Genomic DNA, 19,802 nt, shown 5'->3' on the forward strand with positions numbered 1-19,802 from the left:
ACCACCCCCTCTCCCGCTGGGAGAGGGCTGGGGTGAGGGCCCGCCCAACACCAGTCGTCACGCCAGGAACCGCCTCCCAGACCATCCATCGGCACACCCTAGCCGACGCTGGCGCACCCCAGCGAGACGCTTATAGTTATCGCAATCCCCATCCTTCGAGGATCTGCCATGCCCCGTCTGTTGCACGTGATAGGTTCGCCCCGCCAGGATCGCTCCGCCTCGCTGGAAGTCGCCACTGCCTTCATCCAGGCCTGGCAGGGCAAACACCCCGATGCCGAGGTCGATACCCTCGACGTCTGGCAGTGCGACCTGCCGGAATTCGACGGTCCCATCCTCGACGCCAAGTACGCCGGCATCCAGGGCGAGTCCCTCAGCAGCGAGCAGGAGCATGCCTGGAAGGTGGCCAAGGCACTGGCACAGCGCTTCAAGGCCGCCGATGTACTGGTATTCGGCGTGCCCTGCTGGAATTTCGGCATCCCCTACAAGCTCAAGCAGCTGTTCGACGTGGTCAGCCAGAAGGACCTGCTGTTCACCTTCGACGACCGCGGCCTCAACGGCCTGCTCGGCGGTCGCCAGGCGCTGGTGATCGCGGCCCGCGGTGCGGCCCTGGATCGCCAGGAGCACCAGGAGTCCTATCTGCGCACCTGGTGCGAGATGGTCGGCATCGATCGGATGCACACCGTGGTGGTGGAAAAGACCTTGTTCGGACCGGAAGTCGACCAGGCGTCGCGCGACCAGGCCAAACAGGACGCCGTGGCCCTGGTGAGCAGGCTCTGATCCCTGACTGCAGGGGCCACCCTCACCCCAACCCTCTCCCAAAGGGAGAGGGGGCAGATCGGCGCGGGCGAACAGTCGCGTAGGTTGGGTTGAGCGCCGCGAAGCCCAACAGCGATGCCGCTCCTCTCACCCCCCAGCCCTCTTCCAAAGGGAGAGGGGGTAGATCGGCGCGGGCGAACAGTCGCGTAGGTTGGGTTGAGCACCGCGAAGCCCAGCCCCCCTCCCCGCGCCAGGTCCCTCAGCGATGCCGGGTCGTCGAGCTCAGCTTGTACCTGTCGCCCGGATGCAGCAACCGCACATAGCTGACCAGGTGCTCGTCCGACCAGGTGCGGCGGATCATCGACAGGCAGGCCGCGCCCTCGGCGATGTCCAGCCAGCGTGCGGTCTGGGCGGTGGCCAGCACCGCCTCGACGATATGTTCCACATCGCTGATCGGACAGCTGGCCACCAGCACCTCGTTGGGCGTCTGGCGGCTGAAGTCGCTTTCCAGGTAGTGCGGTACCCAGCGCGGATTGACGTAGCGATCCTCCAGCTGGATGGGCAGGCCGTTCTCGCGGTGCACCAGGATGCTGTGAAACACCTGGCTGCCGATCCGCAGGCCCAGCCGCAGGGCCACTTCATCGTCGGCGGCGATGGCCTCGCTGCGCAGCACCTCGTTGGAATAGACATGCCCTCGGGCGCGCACCTCGGCGGCGATGTTCATCACCTCGTGCAGCGAGGACTCGGCCTTGCGCTCGATGACAAAGGTCCCGAGTCCCGCCTGGCGCGTCAGGTAGCCCTGCTGCACCAGGCGGGTGATGGCCTTGTTGGCGGTCATGCGGCTGACCGCGAAATCCCGCGCCAGCTGCTCCTCGGTGGGGATCTGGTGATGCACCGGGTAGGCACCACCCTGGATGCGTTCGAGCAGAAAGTCCTCGATCACCTTGTAGCGCGGGGGTGTCGTGCTGCTCACGCGAACTCCAGGTCGGAAAATGGACAGCCGATGATAACGCGCGGTCCGGCGTTCTGGCTGCCGGACCGCGTCCGCCTCAGAGACTGGGCAGCAGCCGCGGCGTGACCAGCCCGTTCAGGCAACCGCTGGCCAGCAGTGCGCTGGCCGCCTCGATGTCCGGGGCGAAGAAGCGGTCTTCCTGGTAGTAGGGCACCCTCTCGCGCAAGAGGCTGCGCGCCCTTTCCAGGCGTTCCGAACTCTTCAGGCCATGCCGGAAGTCCAGGCCCTGGCAGGCACCCAGCCACTCGATGGCCAGGATGCCGCGCACGTTCTCGGCCATCGCCCACAGCCGCTTGCCGGCATTGGGCGCCATGGACACATGGTCTTCCTGGTTGGCCGAGGTGGGCAGGCTGTCGACGCTGGCCGGATGGGCCAGGGCCTTGTTGTCGCTGGCCAGGGCCGCGGCGGTGACCTGGGCGATCATGAAGCCGGAATTGACCCCGCCGTTCTCCACCAGGAAGGGCGGCAGCTGGGACATGTGCCGATCCATCATCAGCGAGATGCGCCGCTCCGACAGGGCGCCGATCTCGGCCAGCGCCAGGGCCAGGTTGTCGGCGGCCATGGCCACCGGCTCCGCGTGGAAGTTGCCGCCGGAGATGACGTCGCCCTCTTCCGCGAACACCAGCGGGTTATCGGACACGGCGTTGGCCTCCACCTCCAGCACCTCGGCGGCCTGGCGCAACTGGGTCAGGCAGGCGCCCATCACCTGGGGCTGGCAGCGCAGCGAATAGGGATCCTGGACCTTGTCGCAATTGGCGTGGGAGCGGGACACCTCGCTGCTGTCAGTGAGCAGCTCGCGATAGGCCGCGGCCACGTCGATCTGGCCACGCTGGCCCCGCGCGGCATGGATACGCGCATCGAAGGGCGCCCGAGAACCAAGCATGGCCTCGACGCTCAGGCCGCCGCAGACCGTGGCCGCGGCGAACAGGTCTTCACCCTCGAACAGCCCGCGCAAGGCGTAGGCGGTGGACACCTGGGTGCCATTGAGCAGCGCCAGGCCCTCCTTGGCCGCCAGGGTCATGGGTTCGAGGCCCGCGACCGCCAGCGCCTCGCGGGCCGGCAGCCACTGGCCCTGGTAGCGCGCCTTACTCTCGCCGATCAGCACCAGCGACATGTGCGCCAGCGGCGCCAGGTCACCCGAGGCCCCCACCGAGCCCTTGAGCGGGATGTGCGGATAGACCTCGGCATTGATCAGGGCGATCAGCGCCTCGATGACCTGGCGGCGAATGGCGGAGAAACCGCGGGCCAGGCTGTTGACCTTGAGCAGCATGATCAGCCGCACCAGGTCATCGTCCAGCGCCTCGCCCACGCCGGCGGCATGGGACAGCACCAGGGAGCGCTGCAGCTTTTCCAGATCCGCCGGCGCAATCCGCGTCGAGGCCAGCAGGCCGAAGCCGGTGTTGATGCCATAGGCGGTCCGGCCTTCCGCGAGAATGCTTTCCACGCAGGCCACGCTGGCATCGATGGCCGCGTGGGCGGCCGGATCCAGTTCCATGCGCAGCGGCTGCAGATAGGCCTGGCGCAGCTGGGCCAGGTCGAGGGTGCCGGGTTTCAGGACAAGGGTGTGCATCGATCAGACTCCTTTGCCGATCATGGGCAGATTCAGGCCCTGCTCGCGGGCGCAGTCGATGGCGATGTCATAGCCGGCGTCGGCGTGGCGCATCACCCCGGTGGCCGGGTCGTTGTGCAGCACCCGGGCGATACGGGCGGCGGCGGCGTCGGTGCCGTCGCAGACGATGACCATCCCGGAATGCTGGGAGAAGCCCATCCCTACCCCGCCGCCGTGGTGCAGCGAGACCCAGGTGGCGCCGCTGGCGGTGTTGAGCAGGGCGTTGAGCAGTGGCCAGTCGGAGACGGCATCGGAGCCGTCCTGCATGGCCTCGGTCTCGCGGTTGGGGCTGGATACCGAGCCGCTGTCCAGGTGGTCACGCCCGATGACGATGGGCGCCTTGAGTTCGCCGCTGCGCACCATCTCGTTGAAGGCCAGCCCCAGCTTGGCACGCAAGCCCAGGCCGACCCAGCAGATGCGCGCCGGCAAGCCCTGGAAGGCGATGCGCTCGCGGGCCATGTCAAGCCAGCGGTGGAGGTGGGCGTCATCGGGAATCAGTTCCTTGACCTTGGCGTCGGTGCGATGGATGTCCTCGGCATCGCCCGACAATGCGGCCCAGCGGAACGGACCGATGCCGCGGCAGAACAGCGGACGGATATAGGCCGGCACGAAGCCCGGGAAGGCGAAGGCATCGGCGACGCCGGCTTCCTGGGCCATCTGGCGGATGTTGTTACCGTAGTCGAAGGTGGGGACGCCCATCTTCTGGAAGTCCAGCATGGCCTGGACGTGCACGGCCATCGACTGCTTGGCCGCGGCGACCACGGCAGCCGGATCGGTTTGGGCGCGATCACGATACTGCTCCCAGCTCCAACCGGCCGGCAGGTAGCCATTGAGCGGATCGTGGGCGCTGGTCTGGTCGGTGACCATATCCGGGCGCACGCCGCGGCGGACCAGTTCCGGCAGGATCTCGGCGGCGTTGCCCAGCAGGGCGACGGACACCGCGGCACCGGCGGCGGTGTGCCGGGCGATGCGTGCCAGGGCGTCGTCCAGGTCGCTGGCCTGTTCGTCCACATAGCGGGTCTTGAGGCGGAAATCGATACGGCTCTGCTGGCACTCGATGTTCAGCGAACAGGCGCCGGCCAGGGTCGCGGCCAAGGGCTGGGCGCCGCCCATGCCGCCGAGACCGGCGGTCAGCACCCAGCGGCCGCGCAGGTCACCCTGGTAGTGCTGGCGCCCGGCCTCGACAAAGGTCTCGTAGGTGCCCTGCACGATGCCCTGGCTGCCGATGTAGATCCAGCTGCCGGCGGTCATCTGGCCGTACATGGCCAGGCCCTTGGCATCCAGTTCGTTGAAGTGCTCCCAGCTGGCCCAGTGCGGTACCAGGTTGGAGTTGGCGATCAGCACCCGCGGGGCATCGGCGTGGGTCTTGAACACCCCGACCGGCTTGCCCGATTGCACCAGCAGGGTTTCGTCGTCACCCAGCGCCTTGAGGCTCTCGACGATCCTGTCGTAGCACTCCCAGTTGCGCGCCGCCCGGCCGATGCCGCCGTAGACCACCAGCTCCTGGGGATTTTCCGCGACCTCGGGATCGAGATTGTTCATCAGCATGCGCAGCGGCGCCTCGGTCAGCCAGCTCCTGGCATTGAGCTGGGTGCCGCGGGGGGCACGGATCTCACCTTCACGAAAGCGGGTCATGGGGTCTTCCTCTCTTGTTGTTCGCGGCAGGCCCTAGAGGTCCAGTGCCAGGGTATGGATCAGCCGCGCCGCGACCCGGGCCGTGCGGCCGTCCTGGTCGAGCGCGGGATTGAGTTCGGCCACGTCGGCCAGGCGCAACTTGCCGCTGGCCTTGAGCCGACGGATCAGGGGTTCCAACAGGGCGAGGCTGACGCCATGGGCGGCAGGCGCGCTGACCCCGGGGGCGTCGGCCGCGGGTAGCACATCCAGGTCGAAGGTGAGATAGAGGGCATCGCAGCCGGCGGCGAAGGCGTCCAGTTCGGCGCCGATGTGCTCAAGACTGCCCTCGCGAATCTCATGGTCTTCGCGGATCAACACATCCAGCTCGGCGGCACGCCTGAGCAGGGTGCGGGTATTGGCCGCCAGACTCAGGCCCAGGCAGGCATAGTGGAAGGGCCAGCCGTGGGTGGCGCAGTGCGCGGCGATCTGGGCGAAGGGCGTACCTGAGGTGGGTCCCCGCGTCGGATCGCGCAGGTCCAGGTGGGCATCGAAATTGACGATGCCGATGCGTGGCTTGGGTAGCGTCTTGGCCAGGTGCAGCGCCAGGCCCGACCAGCTGGCCCAGGCCACCTCGTGACCGCCGCCCAGCACCAGCGGCAGATGACCGCCGTCCAGCAGACCGCGCACGGCCCCGACCAGGCGCGTCTGAGCGCCTTCCAGATCACAATCGGCGCAGCGAATATCACCGGCATCATAGGCTGGGCCCTGACGCTGCCAGGCCACGTTGGCCAGGGCCCGCCGCAGGGCGACGGGACCCTCGGCAGCGCCGGTGCGACCCTGGTTGCGCCGCACTCCCTCGTCGCAGGCGAAACCCAGCAGCGCCATACCCGGCGCGCTGTCCACGGCCAGCGGCTGGATACACTGGTGCCAGCGCAAGGCGTCGGCTTCCGGATCGGTACGACCGGTCCAGCATTCCAGGGTCTGGCGATCAGCGAACATGCTGCACCTCCCCGGCGAAGACGCGCTGACGCAGGCGCCCCGGACGCACCTCATAGGCCAGCTCCGCCGGCTGACCGACGTCCCACAGGCAGAGATCCGCCGAGGCACCCACCTGGATGCGGCCCAGTTCCGGACGCCCCAGGGCCTGGGCCGCATGGGCGGTCATGCCGGCCAGGGCCTCGCGGGGGGTCAGCCGAAACAGGGTGCAGCCCAGGTGCGCGATCAGGGTCGGCAGATAGAGCGGCGAGGTGCCGGGGTTGGCGTCACTGGCCAGGGCCATGGGCACCCCGTACCGACGGAGCAATTCCACGGGCGGATGCTGGTTTTCGCCCAGCATCAGGAAGGCACCGGGCAAGAGCACGGCGACCGTACCGGCGGCGGCCAGGGCACGCACTCCGGCTTCGTCGAGATACTCCACGTGATCCGCCGACAGCGCGCCCAGCCGCGCGGCCAGGGCACTGCCACCCAGGTTGGACAGCTGCTCGGCATGGGCCTTGATCGGCAGACCGTGCTCGCGCGCCGCCAGGAATACCCGCTCGCACTGGGCCGGCGAAAAGGCGATGCCCTCGCAGAAGACGTCCACCGCATCGGCCAGGCCCTCGGCCACCGCGGCCGGGATCATCTCCCGACAGACCAGATCGACGTAGCCCTCGGCATCGCCCTGGAATTCCGGCGGTACGGCATGGGCGCCCAGCAGCGTGGTGATCACCCGTACCGGCAGCGCCTCGCCCAGACGCCGAGCGACCCGCAATAGCTTGAGTTCGTCGGCCACCGTCAGGCCATAGCCGGACTTGATCTCCACGGTGGTGACGCCCTCGTCGATCAGCGCCTGCAAGCGCGGTCGGGCAACGGCGAAGAGTTCTGCCTCGCTGGCCGCCCGCGTCGCGCGCACCGTGCCGAGGATGCCACCACCGGCCCGGGCGATCTCGGCATAGCTCGTCCCTTCCAGCCGCTGCTCGAATTCCCCGGCACGCTGGCCGGCATGGACCAGGTGGGTATGGCAATCCACCAGCCCGGGCGTCAGCACCCCGCCTTTCCCGGCCAGTTCGGCCCCCTCGCCCTGCGCGGCCAGGAAGTCGGCTTCCGGCCAGAGTCCGACAATGCGGCCAGCCTCCACCCGAACGGCCATGGGCGTGGGCCAGGACTGGAGGCCATCGAACAGGGTGACATGGCGCCAGAGCAGCGCTTGGGTAGCGACGGACATGGTGACCTCTCCGGTTAATGTATATACATTTAATCCAGAGTCGATCCCTCGTCAAGCATTCCCGATATAGCTATCGTCTCAAAATAGCAGACAAGCGCCTCCGTTCATGGGCGGCCAATGTTAGGTAAAAAGGTAGCCTATTTTGTATAGACAATAGCTTCAGTGGATATCTGGAAACCAGATGCCCACCTGTTGCCATAGCCAGCTCGTAACTGGCCGCGACAACGGCTCAATCTTGAAAATCGCCACGATCAGTGCCGCTCTTGCCAGCAAGACCAGTAGAGGCGCGAAGCCGTAACGGCAGCGTCGGCTCCAGTCGTCCAGCCAATGAAGGCGCGTAAACACTGCCCAGGTCAGGGGAAGGCCGATCAGTAACAGATACATCCAGGCTTCCGGCGTCGCAGGTCGACCGATCCGGATGCCTAGGAGCAAGGCCAGGAGGACCGTTATGCAGAACAGGAAGGTATTGGGTCGTGCAGGGCCGAGCGGGATGTTCAGCCACTTGGGATCTTTCATCAATGGAGTCCTTTCCAAACCAGCACGCTACAGCGGCGTCACCGTCACCTCGACCACCGGATCGTGGTCGCCGCCGCCGAGAATCACCCCGCGTAGCGGCGAGACGTCGGTGAAGTCGCGCCCCCAGGCCAGGGTGATGTGCTCCAGGTCCGGCAGGACATCGTTGGTGGGATCGAAGTCGACCCAGCCCAGCAGCGGGCAATGCACGCTGACCCAGGCGTGGGAGGCGTCGGCACCGATCAGCCGCGGCTTGCCCGGCGGCGGCCGGGTCAGCAGATAGCCACTGACATAGCGCGCCACCAGCCCCAGGGCGCGCAGGCAGGCCAGCATCAGGTGGGCGAAGTCCTGGCAGACGCCATGGCGATGCTCCAGCACCTCGCGCAGCGGCGTCGCCACCTGGGTGGCGGTGGCGTCGAAGCGGAATTCGCGGTGGACTTTTTCCATCAGCGCCCGGCAGCCCAGCAGCAGGGGGCGGCCCGGTGGGAAGCAGTCCTCGGCAAAACGGGCGAAGATGCCATCCACGGGCACCGCCGGGGATTCGAAACGGAAGTGATGGACGTCCAGCGGCACCCGGTCCGCGGGATAGCGCAGGCCATCGCGCACCTGTTCCCAGGGGGGCGAATCCGCCAGCCCGAGACCGGCGCGGGAGTCCACTTCCACCTCCAGCTCGGTGCCGACATAGAGTTCGTCGTGGGGCCGCTCGAAGGACAGCCGGGTCAGCGGATTGCCGAAGGCGTCCCAGGCGTCCTGGCGCTGGGTCGGCTGCGGCAGGATCACCAGTTGCCGGGACAGGCAGCGCTGCCAGGCGCAGTCGCGTGGCAACAGGTGCAGCAGCTGCTGCGACAGCGACACCGGCGCCTCGTAGCGATAGTGGGTGTCGTGCTGGATGCGATAGCGAACCTGATTCATCACATGGATACCGTACGCTGACTGACGGCATCGACATGGGCGAAGCAGCGATAGATGACCCGTTCGGACAGCTGGCTGCTGGCCTCGGCGATCTGCCGCAGCAGGCGCGCCAGGCCCTGCTGCACCTCGACCCGGCCGGCGTCGCCGAACAGGGTGTTCTCCAGGGTGCCGAGGTCGAAGCGGCGCAGGCGGTCGTAGGTATCGTGCAATGCCGGATCGCGGGGCAGGCCGTAATAGCGTTCCAGGTGCTCCACGGCGTTGATCAGCGCATGCAGCTGGAAGCGGATCGAATAGGGATTGTGCTCGTGCAGCATCAGCAGGTCCAGCACCGGGATCAGCTGGGGCGCCGCCTGGTAGCGCGAGCGATAGGTGATGATGCTGTTGCCCAGCTCCAGCAGCCATTCCAGGCCCGCCGCATCCCAGGTGGCGCCGCCTTCGAGGAAGTGCGCCAGGCTGCCGGCGAGGAATTGCACCCGTTCGATGCGCCGGCCGATCATCAGAAAGCGCCAGCTCTCGTCGTGGGTCATGTCGTCGAAGGTGAAGCCGGCCACCGCAGCCAGCGCCATCACCAGGCGGTTGAGACTCTGCAGCGCCTCGCCCGGCTCGCTGCCGACCTGGCCCAGGCCATGGGCCTCGCGCTCCACCTCGCGGATGGCGCGCCAGTTCTCCGGCGACAGCCGGCCGCGGACCTGGGCCGCGGCCCAGTGCAGCCGTTGCAGATTGGCGCCCAGGCCGCTGGGAAAGTCGCCCGGCCCCAGGGCGGCATGCAGCTGCTCCGCCAGCCGGCCGCCCGCGGGCAGCAATTCCAGGGCCGTGGCCAGATCGATGGCCGACTGCACCGCCGGCCCGCCGTCGTCGGCGTCCAGGTAGCGACTCAGGACGATCCGCAGCAGGCGCGCGGCATCCTCGCAGCGCTCGCTGTAGCGACCGTACCAGAACAGATTCTCGGCGGTGCGCGAGGGCAGGAAGGGGTCCTTGCGCACCAGGTCGCGCACCCCCAGCACCCGCGCCCCGGGCACCTCGGCGGCGCCGCGACTGCCGCCCAGCACCCAGGTGTCCTTGCTCGACCCGCCGCGCTGCATGGACACCACCGCGGCGCCTTCATGAGCGACCCGGGTCAGCCCACCGGGCATCACCCAGTAGCCGTCTTCGCTGGCCACCGCATAGACGCGCATGCCGATGGCCCGCGACTGCAGACTGCTGCCCTGCCAGACCGGCGCCTGGGACAGCTGGATGCGTTCCTGGGCCACATAGGCGTGGGGCGTGGCCAGGATGCGCGCGCGCAGTTCGGCCAGCCCCGCGGTATCCAGGGCCTTGCCGAACACCGGCTCGAAGCCCTGGGCCGGATAGGCCGGCTTGATCACCAGCTCCGCCAGCCGCGCCAGGGCCGCTTCGCGCACCGGCTTCTCGCCGCACCACCAGGTGGCGACGGAAGGCAATGCCAGGGTTTCGCCCAGCAGGGCCTGGCAGACACCGGGCAGAAAGCCCAGCAGACCGGGCGACTCCAGCAAGCCGCTGCCCAGGGCATTGGCCATGATGACGTTGCCCTGGCGCACCGCTTCCAGCAGGCCGGGTACGCCCAGCGCCGAATCGGTACGCAATTCCAGCGGATCGCAGAAGTCGTCGTCCAGCCGGCGGAACACCGCATGGACGCGCCTCAGCCCGCTCAGGGTCTTGAGATAGAGGCAGGCGTCGCGCACCGTGAGGTCCTGGCCTTCCACCAGCGGAAAGCCCAGTTGCCGCGCCTGGTAGAGGTGCTCGAAGTAGGTCTCGTTGTAGCGCCCCGGCGTCAGCAGCACCGCCAGCGGCGCCTCCTCGCCGGTGTCCAGGCCCGTGCTCAGGGTGCGTTGCAGCGCCTGGAAGTAGCCGTTGAGCGGCTGGACCTGCAGATCGCGGTGCAACTCGGGAAAGGCCCGCGCCACGATGTGGCGATTCTCCAGGGCATAGCCGGCGCCGGACGGCGCCTGGGTGCGATCGGCCAGCACCCACCAGCGACCATCAGGCGCCCGCGCCAGATCCACCGCGTAGACGTGCAGCCAGGTATCGCCCGGCGGACGCAGCCCCTGGCAAGCCCAGAGAAAGTTGTTGTGCCCGAACACCAGCTCCGGCGGCAGCAGCCGCTCGTGCAGCAGGCGCTGCTCGCCATAGAGATCGCCCAGCACCCGATTCAGCAGGCGCGCCCGCTGCGCCACGCCGGCGGCCAGGGGCGCCCACTCCTCCGCCGAGATCAGCTGGGGCAGCAGGTCCAGCGCCCAGGGCCGATCGCTGCCCTTGGGATCGGCGTAGACATTGTAGGTCACGCCGTTTTCCTGGATCTGCCGCGCGATCAGGGCCTGGCGCTGGTCGAGCTGGGCGGGTCGCAGCCCGGCCAGATGGCCGTAGAAACGGCGCCAGGGCGGCCGCACGCCGCCCCGCGGACTCCAGAGTTCGTGGTAGCTGCCGGTCATGTCGCTGGCATTGCGGGAAGCGTTCGGGGGCATGGTCAAGGGACGGCTGACAGGGTACGGAAGCGGATTCGGACGGCGCGCAGCGGCGGGGGCGCCGGAACGCCCGCGCCCGTCTCGATGGTCACTAGGGTAGTGGTGTGGCTCGGGATGCGCCACCGCAAACGCGGGCCACCACGGCCAGCGGAGCGTCAGCGGTTGCCGGGACCGATCCCAGAGCCCTCGCCGGTCGTCCCAGGCGACGAACAACCCGGAACTCCAGGGTCTGGCCGCTCTACTAATTCGCTAGCAAGACGCCGGCGCTCCGCCGGCGTCCGACGCGGCCGCTCTCGCCAGGTATCAGCCCCCATGCGCAATTTTCTCGGAAGCTACAGTTCCAATCGTCAGCAACGCAACGCCCTGCGCGCCCTGCCCGTCCAGCGCAAGGTCGCCAACTGCACCTGCGGCCAGGCCATCTTCTTTCCCAACAGCGAATGCCTGGCCTGTGGCAACGCCCTGGGCTACGCCCCGGACCAGGGCACGCCGACGGCGCTGCTGCCGGGCGAAGGCGGTCTCTGGCAGTTGCCCGAGGCCGGCAGCGGCCTCTATCGCCGCTGCGCCAACCTGGACACGCCCGCTGCCTGCAACTGGCTGGTGCCGGCCGATTCCGGCAATGAATTCTGCGTGGCCTGCCAGCTCAACCACACCATTCCGGATCTGTCCTTCGAGGGCAACGGCGAGCGCTGGCGCAAGCTGGAGCTGGCCAAGCGGCAACTGGTCGCCCAGTTGCTGGGGCTGGGGCTGCAGGTGATCCCCCAGACCGTGGATGCCGAGCACGGACTCGCCTTCGACTTCCTCGCCCCCGACGCCACCGGCACCCCCACCACCGGGCATGCCAATGGCCTCATCACCCTGAACATCCTCGAGGCAGACGACGCCCACCGGGAAAAGGTCCGTGCCGACATGCACGAGCCCTATCGTACCCTGCTCGGGCATTTCCGCCACGAGGTCGGGCATTACTACTTCGATCGTCTGGTCGCCGGGACCGACTGGGAAGAGCCCTTCCGCGCCCTCTTCGGCGACGAGCGCGCCGACTATGGCGAAGCCCTGCAGCGCCACTATGAACAGGGCGCACCGGCCGGCTGGGAAAGCCAGTACGTCAGCGCCTACGCCACCATGCACCCCTGGGAGGACTGGGCGGAGACCTGGGCGCACTACCTGCACATGATGGATACCCTGGCCACCGCCGCCAGCCTGGGCATGAACGCCGGCAGCCTGCAGCTGGACTTCCAGCCCTTTACCCGCGAGGCGCTATACGAGGCGGAAGACCACAGCGACGACGAATTCCTCGGCTTCGCCAATGCCTGGATCGAACTGGCGGCCATGCTCAACGAATTATCCCGCAGCATGGGCCAGCCGGACTTCTATCCCTTCGCCCTGCCCGCCCCGGTGATCGCCAAGCTGCACTTCATCCACAAGGTCATCCATTCGGCCCAGCCCAGCCTGGTGGAAAGGGGCCTCGCCGCGGACGACACGGCAGCCGGCGCCACCCTGGGCGCGACCCTGTGATCCTCGTCCTGCTCAGCCGAGCAGGACGATGCCCCAGACCACGGCGATGATGATCATGGCCACGAACTGCGCAGCACTGCCAAGATCCTTGGCATTCTTCGACAGTTCGTGCCAGTCCAGGGAAATGCGATCCACCACCGCTTCGATGGCGGCGTTGAACAATTCGACCACCAGCGACAGCAGGCAGACCGCCACCAGCAGCGCCCGCTCGCCGCGACTCACGTCCAGCCAGAAGGCCAGGGGCACCAATATCACGTTGAGCAGCACCAGCGAACGAAAGGCCGCTTCCTGGCGAAAGGCCGTGCGCAGGCCGGCCAGGGAATAGCCGGTGGCGTTGATGACCCGGCGCAGACCGGTCTTGCCTTTGTAGGGAGAGATCAAGAAAAAGCTCCATCCAGCAGGGGCGAACCGCCGACGCGCGTGGACGGCAGGTGCGGAAAAGGGGAAGGTGGGCAGTCACGCCCACGCCGGGCGCCGCTGCCAGCGGACATCAGCCGGACGTGCTCTCCAACTGCTGCAGCAGCAGGGCCGCCTGGGTGCGGGTGCGGACGCCAAGTTTACGAAAGATGGCCGTGGCATGGGCCTTGACCGTGGCTTCGGAGACATTCAACTCGAAGGCGATCTGCTTGTTGAGCAGCCCCTCGCAGAGCATGGTGAGCACCCGGAATTGCTGCGGCGTGAGACTGGCGAGGCCGGCACTGGCGGCCTTGGCCTCCTCGCTCAGGGCGGCGGCGCCTTCCACCTGCGGTGGCCACCAGGTATCGCCATCCAGCACCTGACTGACCGCCTGTTGCAGGGTGCTCAGATCGCTGGACTTGGGAATGAAGCCACTGGCGCCGAATTCCCGGGCGCGCTGCACCACGGCGGGTTCTTCCTGGGCCGAGATCATCACCACCGGCACCTGGGGATACTGGCCGCGCAAGAGGACCAGTCCGGAAAAGCCATAGGCGCCGGGCATGTTGAGATCGAGCAGGACCAGATCCCAGTCGGTGCGCTCGGCCAGGCAGGCCTGGAGTTCGGCGATGTCGGCCACTTCGGTGAGCCGCGCCTGGGCACCCAGCCCCAGGGTCAGGGCCTGCTGCAGCGCGCTGCGAAACAGCGGATGATCGTCGGCGATCAGGATCTGGTAGGCAGCCGCCATGGTGTAGCTTTCCTTGTTGTCGTGAGCGCCCCCATCGACCAGGAAGCTGGCGCACGGGCTGCACGCAAGCATGCCGAACGGCGCGGACGGGAGCAAGGCCGGGTGGCTCGCCGACGGTAGGCAAGGCCCTGCGGTTTGCGGCACAGTTGCCGTTTTGCCCAAGAGATGCCCCATGCCCAGCGCCGCCCTGCGTGCCGATCTGCTCATGCTGCTCACCGCCCTCATCTGGGGCAGCGCCTTCGTCGCCCAGACCGGCGGTATGGAGCACATCGGTCCCTTTCTCTACACCGGCCTGAGATTCGCCCTGGGCGCCCTGACCCTGGTCCCGCTGCTACTGTTCCTGCGCCGCCGCGGCCGTCAGCAGCGCCTGACCCGCGACACCCTCAAGGGCGGCCTGCTGATGGGCCTGGTGCTGACCCTGGGCATCAATCTGCAGCAGGTGGGGCTGCTGTTCACCAGCGTGACCAACTCCGGCTTCATCACCGGTCTCTATGTCATCGTGGTGCCGCTGCTGGGGCTGCTGCTCGGCCAGCGCAGCCACCTGGGCACCTGGATCGGCGCCAGCCTGGCGGTGGTGGGCATGGGGCTGCTGAGCATCGGCGACAACTTCCAGGTGGCCTCGGGCGATCTGCTGCAACTGGCCGGCGCGCTGGCCTGGGGTGTCCATGTCCTGCTGGTGGGCCACTATTCCAGTCGCCACGACGCCACGGTGCTGTCGATTCTGCAATTCGGCGTCTGCGCCGTGCTCAGCCTCGCGCTGGCGCTGGCGTTCGAGCCGATCCAGTCGACGCGGATCGTCCTGGCCCTGCCCGAGCTGCTCTATGGCGGGGTGATCGCCGCCGGCATCGGCTACACCTTGCAGGTCTTCGCCCAACGCGGCGCCATCGCCTCCCATGCGGCGGTGATCTTTTCCCTGGAGGCGGTGTTCGCCGCCTTCTTTGGTGCCTGGCTGCTAGGCGAGGCCCTCAGTGGCCGTGGCTACCTGGGTTGCGTCCTGATGTTCGCCGGCATGCTCGCCGCCCAGCTCTGGCCGCGCCAGGCGCCGGTCGAGGTCAAGCCGGTCAACTAGCGCGCAGGGTCTTCAGTTGCCGGCTGGCCGGGCTGTCCGCCGCCAGCGGCAGGTGATGCTTGGCATCCAGGTAGCGCTCGCTGAAGACATCCAGATAGGCCTCCAGCAGGCGTCCGGCCGGTGCCTCACCGGCCAGTTCCAGGCACAGGGCGGCGACCTCGGCGGTGCATAGGTGCTCGCCGCGGGTGGAGCGCCGCAACCGGTAGCGCGACAGCGCATTGGGCTGAAAGCTCAGCACCGGCAGGTGGTCCAGATAGGGACTCTTGCGAAACATCTTGCGCGCCTCGGTCCAGGTGGCATCCAGCAGCACGAACAGCGGGCGCTGACCGGGGGCCAGCGGCAGGCTCTCGACCACCCGCTCGGGCGCGGCGTATTCGCCGGGAAATACCAGCAGTGGTTGCCATTCCGGCTGCGCGAGCAATTCCGGCAGCGCCGGATCCACCGCCGTGCGACTCCAGCCGAAGGCGTGGGTGTCGGCCACCACGTCGGCGATCAGCCAGCCGGTGTTGCTCGGCTTGAGCGGCTCGACGTCGTGCATCAGCAGGCACATGCCGGCCTGGGTCTGGCGCAGGGGACGCAAGTCGCAGAGGCAGTGGCTGGGCGCCAGGCGGCAATTCGGGCAGCGCGCCATGCGCGAGCCACGGGCGATGAAGGGCTTGATGCTGCGCGCCAGGCGCTCCTGGCGCAAACGGGCCACGGCATGCAGAGGGGTGTCGCTGATCGGGGTCATGCCGGGCTCGCGGGCAAAAGCGCAGTTTACCAGAGCGATCGGGATGCCCGCGGCGGCCAGGCAGGTTACCCTGCGCAGACGCCTTGCGAACCCCCGCCCGCGACCACGGTCGAAACGGGCTCCTCTACGCTGGAGAACACGATGCCTCGTTTTGCTTTGCTCGCCCTGACCCTCGCCCTGCCCTTCACCGTCCAGGCGGCCGAGTCGCTCAAGGACCACGAGCTCAACCAGATGCTGCGCAAGGTGGCCACCGAAAGCAGCCAGGGCACGCCCCGCGCCATCAACGAGGACATCCTCGACCGCGGCTACACCGTGCAGGGCAAGCAGCTGATCAACAACCTCAGCGTCCGCCCGGCCCATGCCGCCCGCATGCGCGAGAATCCGGCCACGGTGCGGGTGCAGCTCGCCGAAAGCGTCTGCCAGAACAACGGCTATCGCCAGCTGCTGGCCCGCGGCGCCACCCTGGTCTATGACTTCACCGAATACCAGACCAACAAGCCGGTCATGGTCGAGCGCTTCCAGGCCGCCGACTGCGGCCTGGGCAAGTAAGCGGAGACCGCGGCCATGACCGAGGACAGCGACGACAGCTACCTGGCCCGCCATGTGGAGCCCAGCGCCGCCGATCTCGGTCAGCGCATCGACGAATTGCTGGCGCATGCGCTGCCAGGCGGCAGCCCCAATCTCGGCCTCTACCGCGAGATGCTGGTGACGGTGGTGCGCATGGCGCAGACCAATCCGGCGCGCTGGGACGCCAAGATCATGCTGCAGACGCTCAAGGAGCTGGAGCAGGCCTTCCGCACCCTGGAGCGCTTTCGCCGGCGGCGCAAGGTCACGGTGTTCGGCTCGGCGCGGACCCGCATCGATCACGGCCTCTATACCCTCGCCCGCGAACTGGGCAGCGCCCTGGCCCGCCGCGACATGATGGTCATCACCGGCGGCGGCGCCGGCATCATGGGCGCCGCCCACGAGGGCGCGGGGCCGGAAGCCAGTCTCGGCTTCAACATCACCCTGCCCTTCGAACAGCGCGCCAATCCGACCATCGAGGGCACGGATCACCTGCTGTCCTTTCACTTCTTCTATGTGCGCAAGCTGTTCTTTCTGAAGGAGGCGGATGCTCTGGTGCTCTGCCCCGGCGGCTTCGGCACCCTGGACGAGACCTTCGAGGTGCTCACCCTGATCCAGACCGGCAAGAGCCCCCTGGTGCCGCTGGTCCTGCTGGACACCCCCGACGGCCATTTCTGGGACGACACCCTGGCCTATCTGCAGCGCAACCTGCTGGAAGAAGGCTACATCCTTCCCGCCGATCTCAAGTTGGTGCGCCTGGTGCGTTCGCCGGAAGCCGCCGCGGCCGAGATCGAGCACTTCTACGGCAACTACCACTCCACCCGCCGGCGTGACGGCCTGCTGCACATCCGTCTCAAGCACGCCGTGACCCCCGCCTGCCTGGAACAGCTGGCCGCGGATTTCGCCGACCTCTGTCGCACCCCGGGCTTCACCCTGCTGGCCCCGGGCGAAGGCGAGGCCGACGAAGCCGAGTTCGCCCACCTGACACGCCTCACCTTTGACTTCCACGGTCGTCACTATGGCCGTCTGCGCGAACTGGTGGACGAACTCAATCGACCGGAGCATTGGGCAGCCACCTAGGTTGGGTTGAGCGCAGCGAAGCCCAACGCTCTCCAACACCAGAATCGATGTTGGTCTGCACTCTGCTCAGGGCAAACCTGCGCGACCGAGGTTGATTGCTGACATCGCGGCCATGGGCCGCTCCTACGGACGCTGAGTTGACGGTAGGAGCGGCCCATGGCCGCGATAGCGCTGAGCCTGATTCGTTTCCAGGCAAAAGCACGGGAAATGGCAACTCCCTTTCCCTTCGGCATCACCGCGACGCGCGCCCTCACCCCAACCCTCTCCCTCAGGGAGAGGGGGTTAGCCGTTTTCCGCAATCAGTCGCTCACCGCGGGCGGAGTGGACCTGCAGGCTGGCGCTGAGCGCAGCAAAGCCCAACACCGCAAGCCACGCCCCATTACCGCCGGCTCAGCACCCGGTTGATCCCGTCCATGGCATAACCTCGGTAGGCCAGGAAGCGGCCCTGCTTGGCGCGCTCCTTGGCGTCGGCCGGCGGTGTACCGAATTTCCGGCGCCACACCTCTTCCAGCTGCGCCTGCCAGTCCACATCCGCTTCGCGCAGGGCCGTTTCCACCTGCTCTCTTTTCAGGCCACGCTGGCCCAGTTCTTCGCGGATCCGCATGGGGCCGTAACCGGAACGGGCACGGCTGGCGATATAGCTCTCCAGATAGCGGCTTTCGTCGAGCAGGCCATCCTCGGCCAGGCGATCCAGCACCGGACCGAGCAGGCTTTCCTCGGCCCCGCGCCGCCGCAGCTTGCGCGACAGCTCTTCACGGCCATGCTCGCGACGCGCCAGGAGGTCCATGGCGGCGAAACGGATGGCAGCGGTGGTATCCAGTGGATTGCCCAAGGGTGATCCTCCTTATGCGAAAACCCCCGCACGGGGCGGGGGTCGTCTAGAGCACTGGCCGGCGATCAGAAATCGACGTCAGCGTCTTCTTCAGCGGCCACTTCGGCCTTCTGATTAGTCGGCTGGCTCAGCAGCTTCTCGCGGATCGCCTTGTCCACGGCGCCCTTGATCTCGGGGTTGTCTTCCAGGAACTTGGCAGCATTGCCCTTGCCCTGGCCGATCTTGCTGCCCTGGTAGCTGTACCAGGCGCCCGACTTCTCGATCAGACCCAGTTGCACGCCCAGATCAATGATCTCGCCGTTCAGGTAGATACCCTTGCCGTAGAGGATCTGGAACTCGGCCTGACGGAACGGCGGTGCCACCTTGTTCTTGACCACCTTGACACGGGTTTCGCTACCGATCACCTCGTCGCCTTCCTTCACCGCGCCGATGCGGCGGATGTCGAGACGGACCGAGGAGTAGAACTTCAGGGCGTTACCGCCGGTGGTGGTCTCGGGGTTGCCGAACATCACACCGATCTTCATGCGGATCTGGTTGATGAAGATGACCAGGCAGTTGGCGTTCTTGATGTTGCCGGTGATCTTGCGCAGCGCCTGGGACATCAGACGCGCCTGCAGACCCACGTGCATGTCACCCATCTCGCCTTCGATCTCGGCCTTGGGCACCAGGGCGGCCACGGAGTCGACGATGATGACGTCGACCGCGTTGGAGCGCACCAGCATGTCGGTGATTTCCAGGGCCTGTTCGCCGGTATCCGGCTGGGACACCAGCAGGTCGTCGACGTTGACGCCCAGCTTGCCGGCATAGTCCGGGTCCAGCGCGTGCTCGGCGTCGACGAAGGCGCAGGTGGCGCCCTGCTTCTGGGCCTGGGCGATGACCGACAGGGTCAGGGTGGTCTTGCCCGAGGACTCGGGACCGTAGATTTCGACGATACGGCCCTTGGGCAGACCGCCGATGCCGAGGGCGATGTCGAGACCCAGGGAGCCGGTGGAAATCGCCGGAATGGCCTGGCGATCGTGATCGCCCATGCGCATCACGGTGCCCTTGCCGAATTGCTTTTCAATCTGTCCCAAGGCCGCGGCCAGGGCACGCTTTTTGTTGTCGTCCATTAGATTCCTCTCGGAGAAAGAAGGGCCAGACGGCCGTGGATACCTGTATAAGTGAACAGTATTAAACCATAGTCGCCCCCTGGTTGCTACACCTGAGGGCCTTTTTCCTCGGTCAGAAACGCCAATAAAACCTCCAGCGCGCGGACCTGGGTCTGCTGGCGGACGGCGGCGCGATCGCCGGCAAAGACCTGCCGTTCAGTGCGCAATTTCTCGCCGTCGCGCCAGGCCAGCCAGACGGTGCCGACCGGCTTGCCCGGCACCGCGCCACCCGGCCCGGCGATCCCGCTCACCGCCACGGCGAAGCGCGCCCCGGCGCGCTGTTGCGCACCCAGCGCCATGGCCGTCACCACCTCTTCGCTGACCGCTCCGACCTGCTCGAACAGGGCCTCGGGCACGTCCAGCTGCAGGGTCTTCTGGCGGTTGGAATAGGTGACGAAGCCGGCCTCGAACCAGGCGGAGCTGCCGGCGATGCGGGTAATGGCTTCGGCGATACCGCCACCGGTGCAGGATTCGGCGGTGGTGACCTGGGCGCCGGCCGCCTGCAGGGCTTCACCGAGGCGTTGGGCCAGGCTGTCGAGGAGGTCCATCGAGAGCTTCCTGTGCAAAGAGACTTAGAAGGTGACCGCGGCAAGCGAGTGGCTGCGGCGACCACTGGTCGGCCTGCAC

20 protein-coding genes are annotated in these 19,802 nt (G+C 67.4%); 6 read left to right on the forward strand and 14 right to left on the reverse strand.

The genetic code is table 11. From position 1 onward, the window contains the following. Positions 1 to 168 precede the first annotated feature (168 nt). Entirely contained in the window at positions 169 to 777 is a 609-nt protein-coding gene (locus OXS31_RS04180; RefSeq protein WP_074583765.1) for an NAD(P)H-dependent oxidoreductase, read from the forward strand. A gap of 238 nt (positions 778 to 1,015) precedes the next feature. Here OXS31_RS04180 and hutC read toward each other — a convergent pair whose 3' ends face one another. The 8 genes from hutC to OXS31_RS04220 form a co-directional block, all read right to left on the reverse strand. Beyond that, the gene (gene hutC / locus OXS31_RS04185; RefSeq protein ID WP_007159364.1) at positions 1,016 to 1,729 is read right to left on the reverse strand and encodes a histidine utilization repressor; all 714 of its coding nucleotides are present in this window, start codon (positions 1,727 to 1,729) and stop codon (positions 1,016 to 1,018) included. Positions 1,730 to 1,805: 76 nt separating this feature from the next. Next, entirely contained in the window at positions 1,806 to 3,338 is a 1,533-nt protein-coding gene (gene hutH / locus OXS31_RS04190) for a histidine ammonia-lyase (RefSeq protein WP_267398063.1), read from the reverse strand. Between the two features lie 3 nt (positions 3,339 to 3,341). Further along, the gene (gene hutU, locus OXS31_RS04195) at positions 3,342 to 5,012 is read right to left on the reverse strand and encodes a urocanate hydratase (protein WP_267398064.1); all 1,671 of its coding nucleotides are present in this window, start codon (positions 5,010 to 5,012) and stop codon (positions 3,342 to 3,344) included. A gap of 33 nt (positions 5,013 to 5,045) precedes the next feature. After that, complete coding sequence (hutG, locus tag OXS31_RS04200) at positions 5,046 to 5,990, reverse strand: formimidoylglutamase (protein WP_267398065.1); 945 nt, start codon at positions 5,988 to 5,990, stop codon at positions 5,046 to 5,048. Further along, complete coding sequence (hutI, locus tag OXS31_RS04205; RefSeq protein WP_267398066.1) at positions 5,980 to 7,194, reverse strand: imidazolonepropionase; 1,215 nt, start codon at positions 7,192 to 7,194, stop codon at positions 5,980 to 5,982. The genes hutG and hutI overlap by 11 nt, the downstream gene beginning before the upstream one ends. A gap of 159 nt (positions 7,195 to 7,353) precedes the next feature. Continuing rightward, on the reverse strand, positions 7,354 to 7,710 hold the full coding sequence (locus tag OXS31_RS04210; protein WP_027602602.1) for a hypothetical protein: 357 nt from the start codon (positions 7,708 to 7,710) through the stop codon (positions 7,354 to 7,356). Positions 7,711 to 7,737: 27 nt separating this feature from the next. Next, positions 7,738 to 8,619 carry a transglutaminase family protein gene (locus tag OXS31_RS04215; protein WP_027602601.1) on the reverse strand — a complete coding sequence of 294 codons (882 nt, stop codon included), beginning with the start codon at positions 8,617 to 8,619 and terminating at the stop codon, positions 7,738 to 7,740. Next, positions 8,619 to 11,099 (reverse strand): circularly permuted type 2 ATP-grasp protein, encoded by a 2,481-nt coding sequence (locus OXS31_RS04220; protein ID WP_267398068.1) that lies wholly within the window; start codon positions 11,097 to 11,099, stop codon positions 8,619 to 8,621. Before OXS31_RS04220 ends, OXS31_RS04215 begins: the two co-directional genes overlap by 1 nt. A gap of 312 nt (positions 11,100 to 11,411) precedes the next feature. Between OXS31_RS04220 and OXS31_RS04225 the strand changes: the two genes are divergently transcribed. After that, positions 11,412 to 12,611, forward strand: coding sequence for a putative zinc-binding peptidase (locus OXS31_RS04225; RefSeq protein WP_267398069.1), 1,200 nt, complete (start codon positions 11,412 to 11,414; stop codon positions 12,609 to 12,611). Positions 12,612 to 12,623: 12 nt separating this feature from the next. Here the strand turns inward: OXS31_RS04225 and OXS31_RS04230 are convergent, their stop codons facing one another. Both OXS31_RS04230 and erdR read right to left on the reverse strand, forming a co-directional pair. Next, a complete protein-coding gene (locus OXS31_RS04230; protein ID WP_267398072.1) occupies positions 12,624 to 12,992 on the reverse strand; it encodes a diacylglycerol kinase in 369 nt (122 codons plus the stop codon). Positions 12,993 to 13,101: 109 nt separating this feature from the next. Further along, positions 13,102 to 13,752 (reverse strand): response regulator transcription factor ErdR, encoded by a 651-nt coding sequence (gene erdR, locus OXS31_RS04235; protein WP_007159375.1) that lies wholly within the window; start codon positions 13,750 to 13,752, stop codon positions 13,102 to 13,104. 172 nt (positions 13,753 to 13,924) lie between these two features. Between erdR and OXS31_RS04240 the strand changes: the two genes are divergently transcribed. Continuing rightward, complete coding sequence (locus OXS31_RS04240; protein WP_007159376.1) at positions 13,925 to 14,821, forward strand: DMT family transporter; 897 nt, start codon at positions 13,925 to 13,927, stop codon at positions 14,819 to 14,821. On the opposite strand, the gene OXS31_RS04245 is transcribed toward OXS31_RS04240, so the two are convergent. After that, positions 14,814 to 15,551 (reverse strand): tRNA-uridine aminocarboxypropyltransferase, encoded by a 738-nt coding sequence (locus OXS31_RS04245; protein ID WP_027597049.1) that lies wholly within the window; start codon positions 15,549 to 15,551, stop codon positions 14,814 to 14,816. The genes OXS31_RS04240 and OXS31_RS04245 overlap by 8 nt on opposite strands. Positions 15,552 to 15,692: 141 nt before the next feature. Here OXS31_RS04245 and OXS31_RS04250 point away from each other — a divergent pair, with 141 nt between their 5' ends. The 3 genes from OXS31_RS04250 to OXS31_RS04260 all read left to right on the forward strand — a co-directional run bounded on the left by OXS31_RS04250 (position 15,693) and on the right by OXS31_RS04260 (position 17,600). Beyond that, entirely contained in the window at positions 15,693 to 16,100 is a 408-nt protein-coding gene (locus OXS31_RS04250; protein WP_027597050.1) for a quorum-sensing-regulated virulence factor family protein, read from the forward strand. A gap of 15 nt (positions 16,101 to 16,115) precedes the next feature. Continuing rightward, positions 16,116 to 17,195: a TIGR00730 family Rossman fold protein gene (locus tag OXS31_RS04255; RefSeq protein ID WP_044341506.1), complete on the forward strand. Its 1,080-nt coding sequence runs from the start codon at positions 16,116 to 16,118 to the stop codon at positions 17,193 to 17,195. 156 nt (positions 17,196 to 17,351) lie between these two features. After that, positions 17,352 to 17,600 (forward strand): hypothetical protein, encoded by a 249-nt coding sequence (locus OXS31_RS04260; RefSeq protein WP_267398077.1) that lies wholly within the window; start codon positions 17,352 to 17,354, stop codon positions 17,598 to 17,600. On the opposite strand, the gene recX is transcribed toward OXS31_RS04260, so the two are convergent. The 3 genes from recX to OXS31_RS04275 form a co-directional block, all read right to left on the reverse strand. Continuing rightward, positions 17,575 to 18,027: a recombination regulator RecX gene (recX, locus tag OXS31_RS04265; protein WP_007159380.1), complete on the reverse strand. Its 453-nt coding sequence runs from the start codon at positions 18,025 to 18,027 to the stop codon at positions 17,575 to 17,577. The two genes, OXS31_RS04260 and recX, sit on opposite strands and share 26 nt — an antisense overlap. A 65-nt stretch (positions 18,028 to 18,092) precedes the next feature. After that, complete coding sequence (gene recA, locus OXS31_RS04270; protein ID WP_007159381.1) at positions 18,093 to 19,136, reverse strand: recombinase RecA; 1,044 nt, start codon at positions 19,134 to 19,136, stop codon at positions 18,093 to 18,095. An 86-nt stretch (positions 19,137 to 19,222) separates the two neighbouring features. After that, positions 19,223 to 19,723 (reverse strand): CinA family protein, encoded by a 501-nt coding sequence (locus OXS31_RS04275; RefSeq protein WP_027597052.1) that lies wholly within the window; start codon positions 19,721 to 19,723, stop codon positions 19,223 to 19,225. Positions 19,724 to 19,802: the final 79 nt, after the last annotated feature.

It is taken from the genome of Pseudomonas sp. GM_Psu_1, assembly GCF_026544185.1.
Taxonomy (GTDB): Bacteria; Pseudomonadota; Gammaproteobacteria; order Pseudomonadales; family Pseudomonadaceae; genus Chryseomonas; species Chryseomonas oryzihabitans.

Coding starts and splice junctions, on each gene's coding strand:
- OXS31_RS04180 (WP_074583765.1), top strand. CDS start 169: ATGCCCCGTCTGTTGCACGTGATAGGTTCGCCCCGCCAGGATCGCTCC.
- hutH (WP_267398063.1), bottom strand. CDS start 3,338: ATGCACACCCTTGTCCTGAAACCCGGCACCCTCGACCTGGCCCAGCTG.
- hutU (WP_267398064.1), bottom strand. CDS start 5,012: ATGACCCGCTTTCGTGAAGGTGAGATCCGTGCCCCCCGCGGCACCCAG.
- hutG (WP_267398065.1), bottom strand. CDS start 5,990: ATGTTCGCTGATCGCCAGACCCTGGAATGCTGGACCGGTCGTACCGAT.
- hutI (WP_267398066.1), bottom strand. CDS start 7,194: ATGTCCGTCGCTACCCAAGCGCTGCTCTGGCGCCATGTCACCCTGTTC.
- OXS31_RS04210 (WP_027602602.1), bottom strand. CDS start 7,710: ATGAAAGATCCCAAGTGGCTGAACATCCCGCTCGGCCCTGCACGACCC.
- OXS31_RS04215 (WP_027602601.1), bottom strand. CDS start 8,619: ATGAATCAGGTTCGCTATCGCATCCAGCACGACACCCACTATCGCTAC.
- OXS31_RS04220 (WP_267398068.1), bottom strand. CDS start 11,099: ATGCCCCCGAACGCTTCCCGCAATGCCAGCGACATGACCGGCAGCTAC.
- OXS31_RS04225 (WP_267398069.1), top strand. CDS start 11,412: ATGCGCAATTTTCTCGGAAGCTACAGTTCCAATCGTCAGCAACGCAAC.
- erdR (WP_007159375.1), bottom strand. CDS start 13,752: ATGGCGGCTGCCTACCAGATCCTGATCGCCGACGATCATCCGCTGTTT.
- OXS31_RS04240 (WP_007159376.1), top strand. CDS start 13,925: ATGCCCAGCGCCGCCCTGCGTGCCGATCTGCTCATGCTGCTCACCGCC.
- OXS31_RS04245 (WP_027597049.1), bottom strand. CDS start 15,551: ATGACCCCGATCAGCGACACCCCTCTGCATGCCGTGGCCCGTTTGCGC.
- OXS31_RS04250 (WP_027597050.1), top strand. CDS start 15,693: ATGCCTCGTTTTGCTTTGCTCGCCCTGACCCTCGCCCTGCCCTTCACC.
- OXS31_RS04255 (WP_044341506.1), top strand. CDS start 16,116: ATGACCGAGGACAGCGACGACAGCTACCTGGCCCGCCATGTGGAGCCC.
- OXS31_RS04260 (WP_267398077.1), top strand. CDS start 17,352: ATGGCCGCGATAGCGCTGAGCCTGATTCGTTTCCAGGCAAAAGCACGG.
- recA (WP_007159381.1), bottom strand. CDS start 19,136: ATGGACGACAACAAAAAGCGTGCCCTGGCCGCGGCCTTGGGACAGATT.
- OXS31_RS04275 (WP_027597052.1), bottom strand. CDS start 19,723: ATGGACCTCCTCGACAGCCTGGCCCAACGCCTCGGTGAAGCCCTGCAG.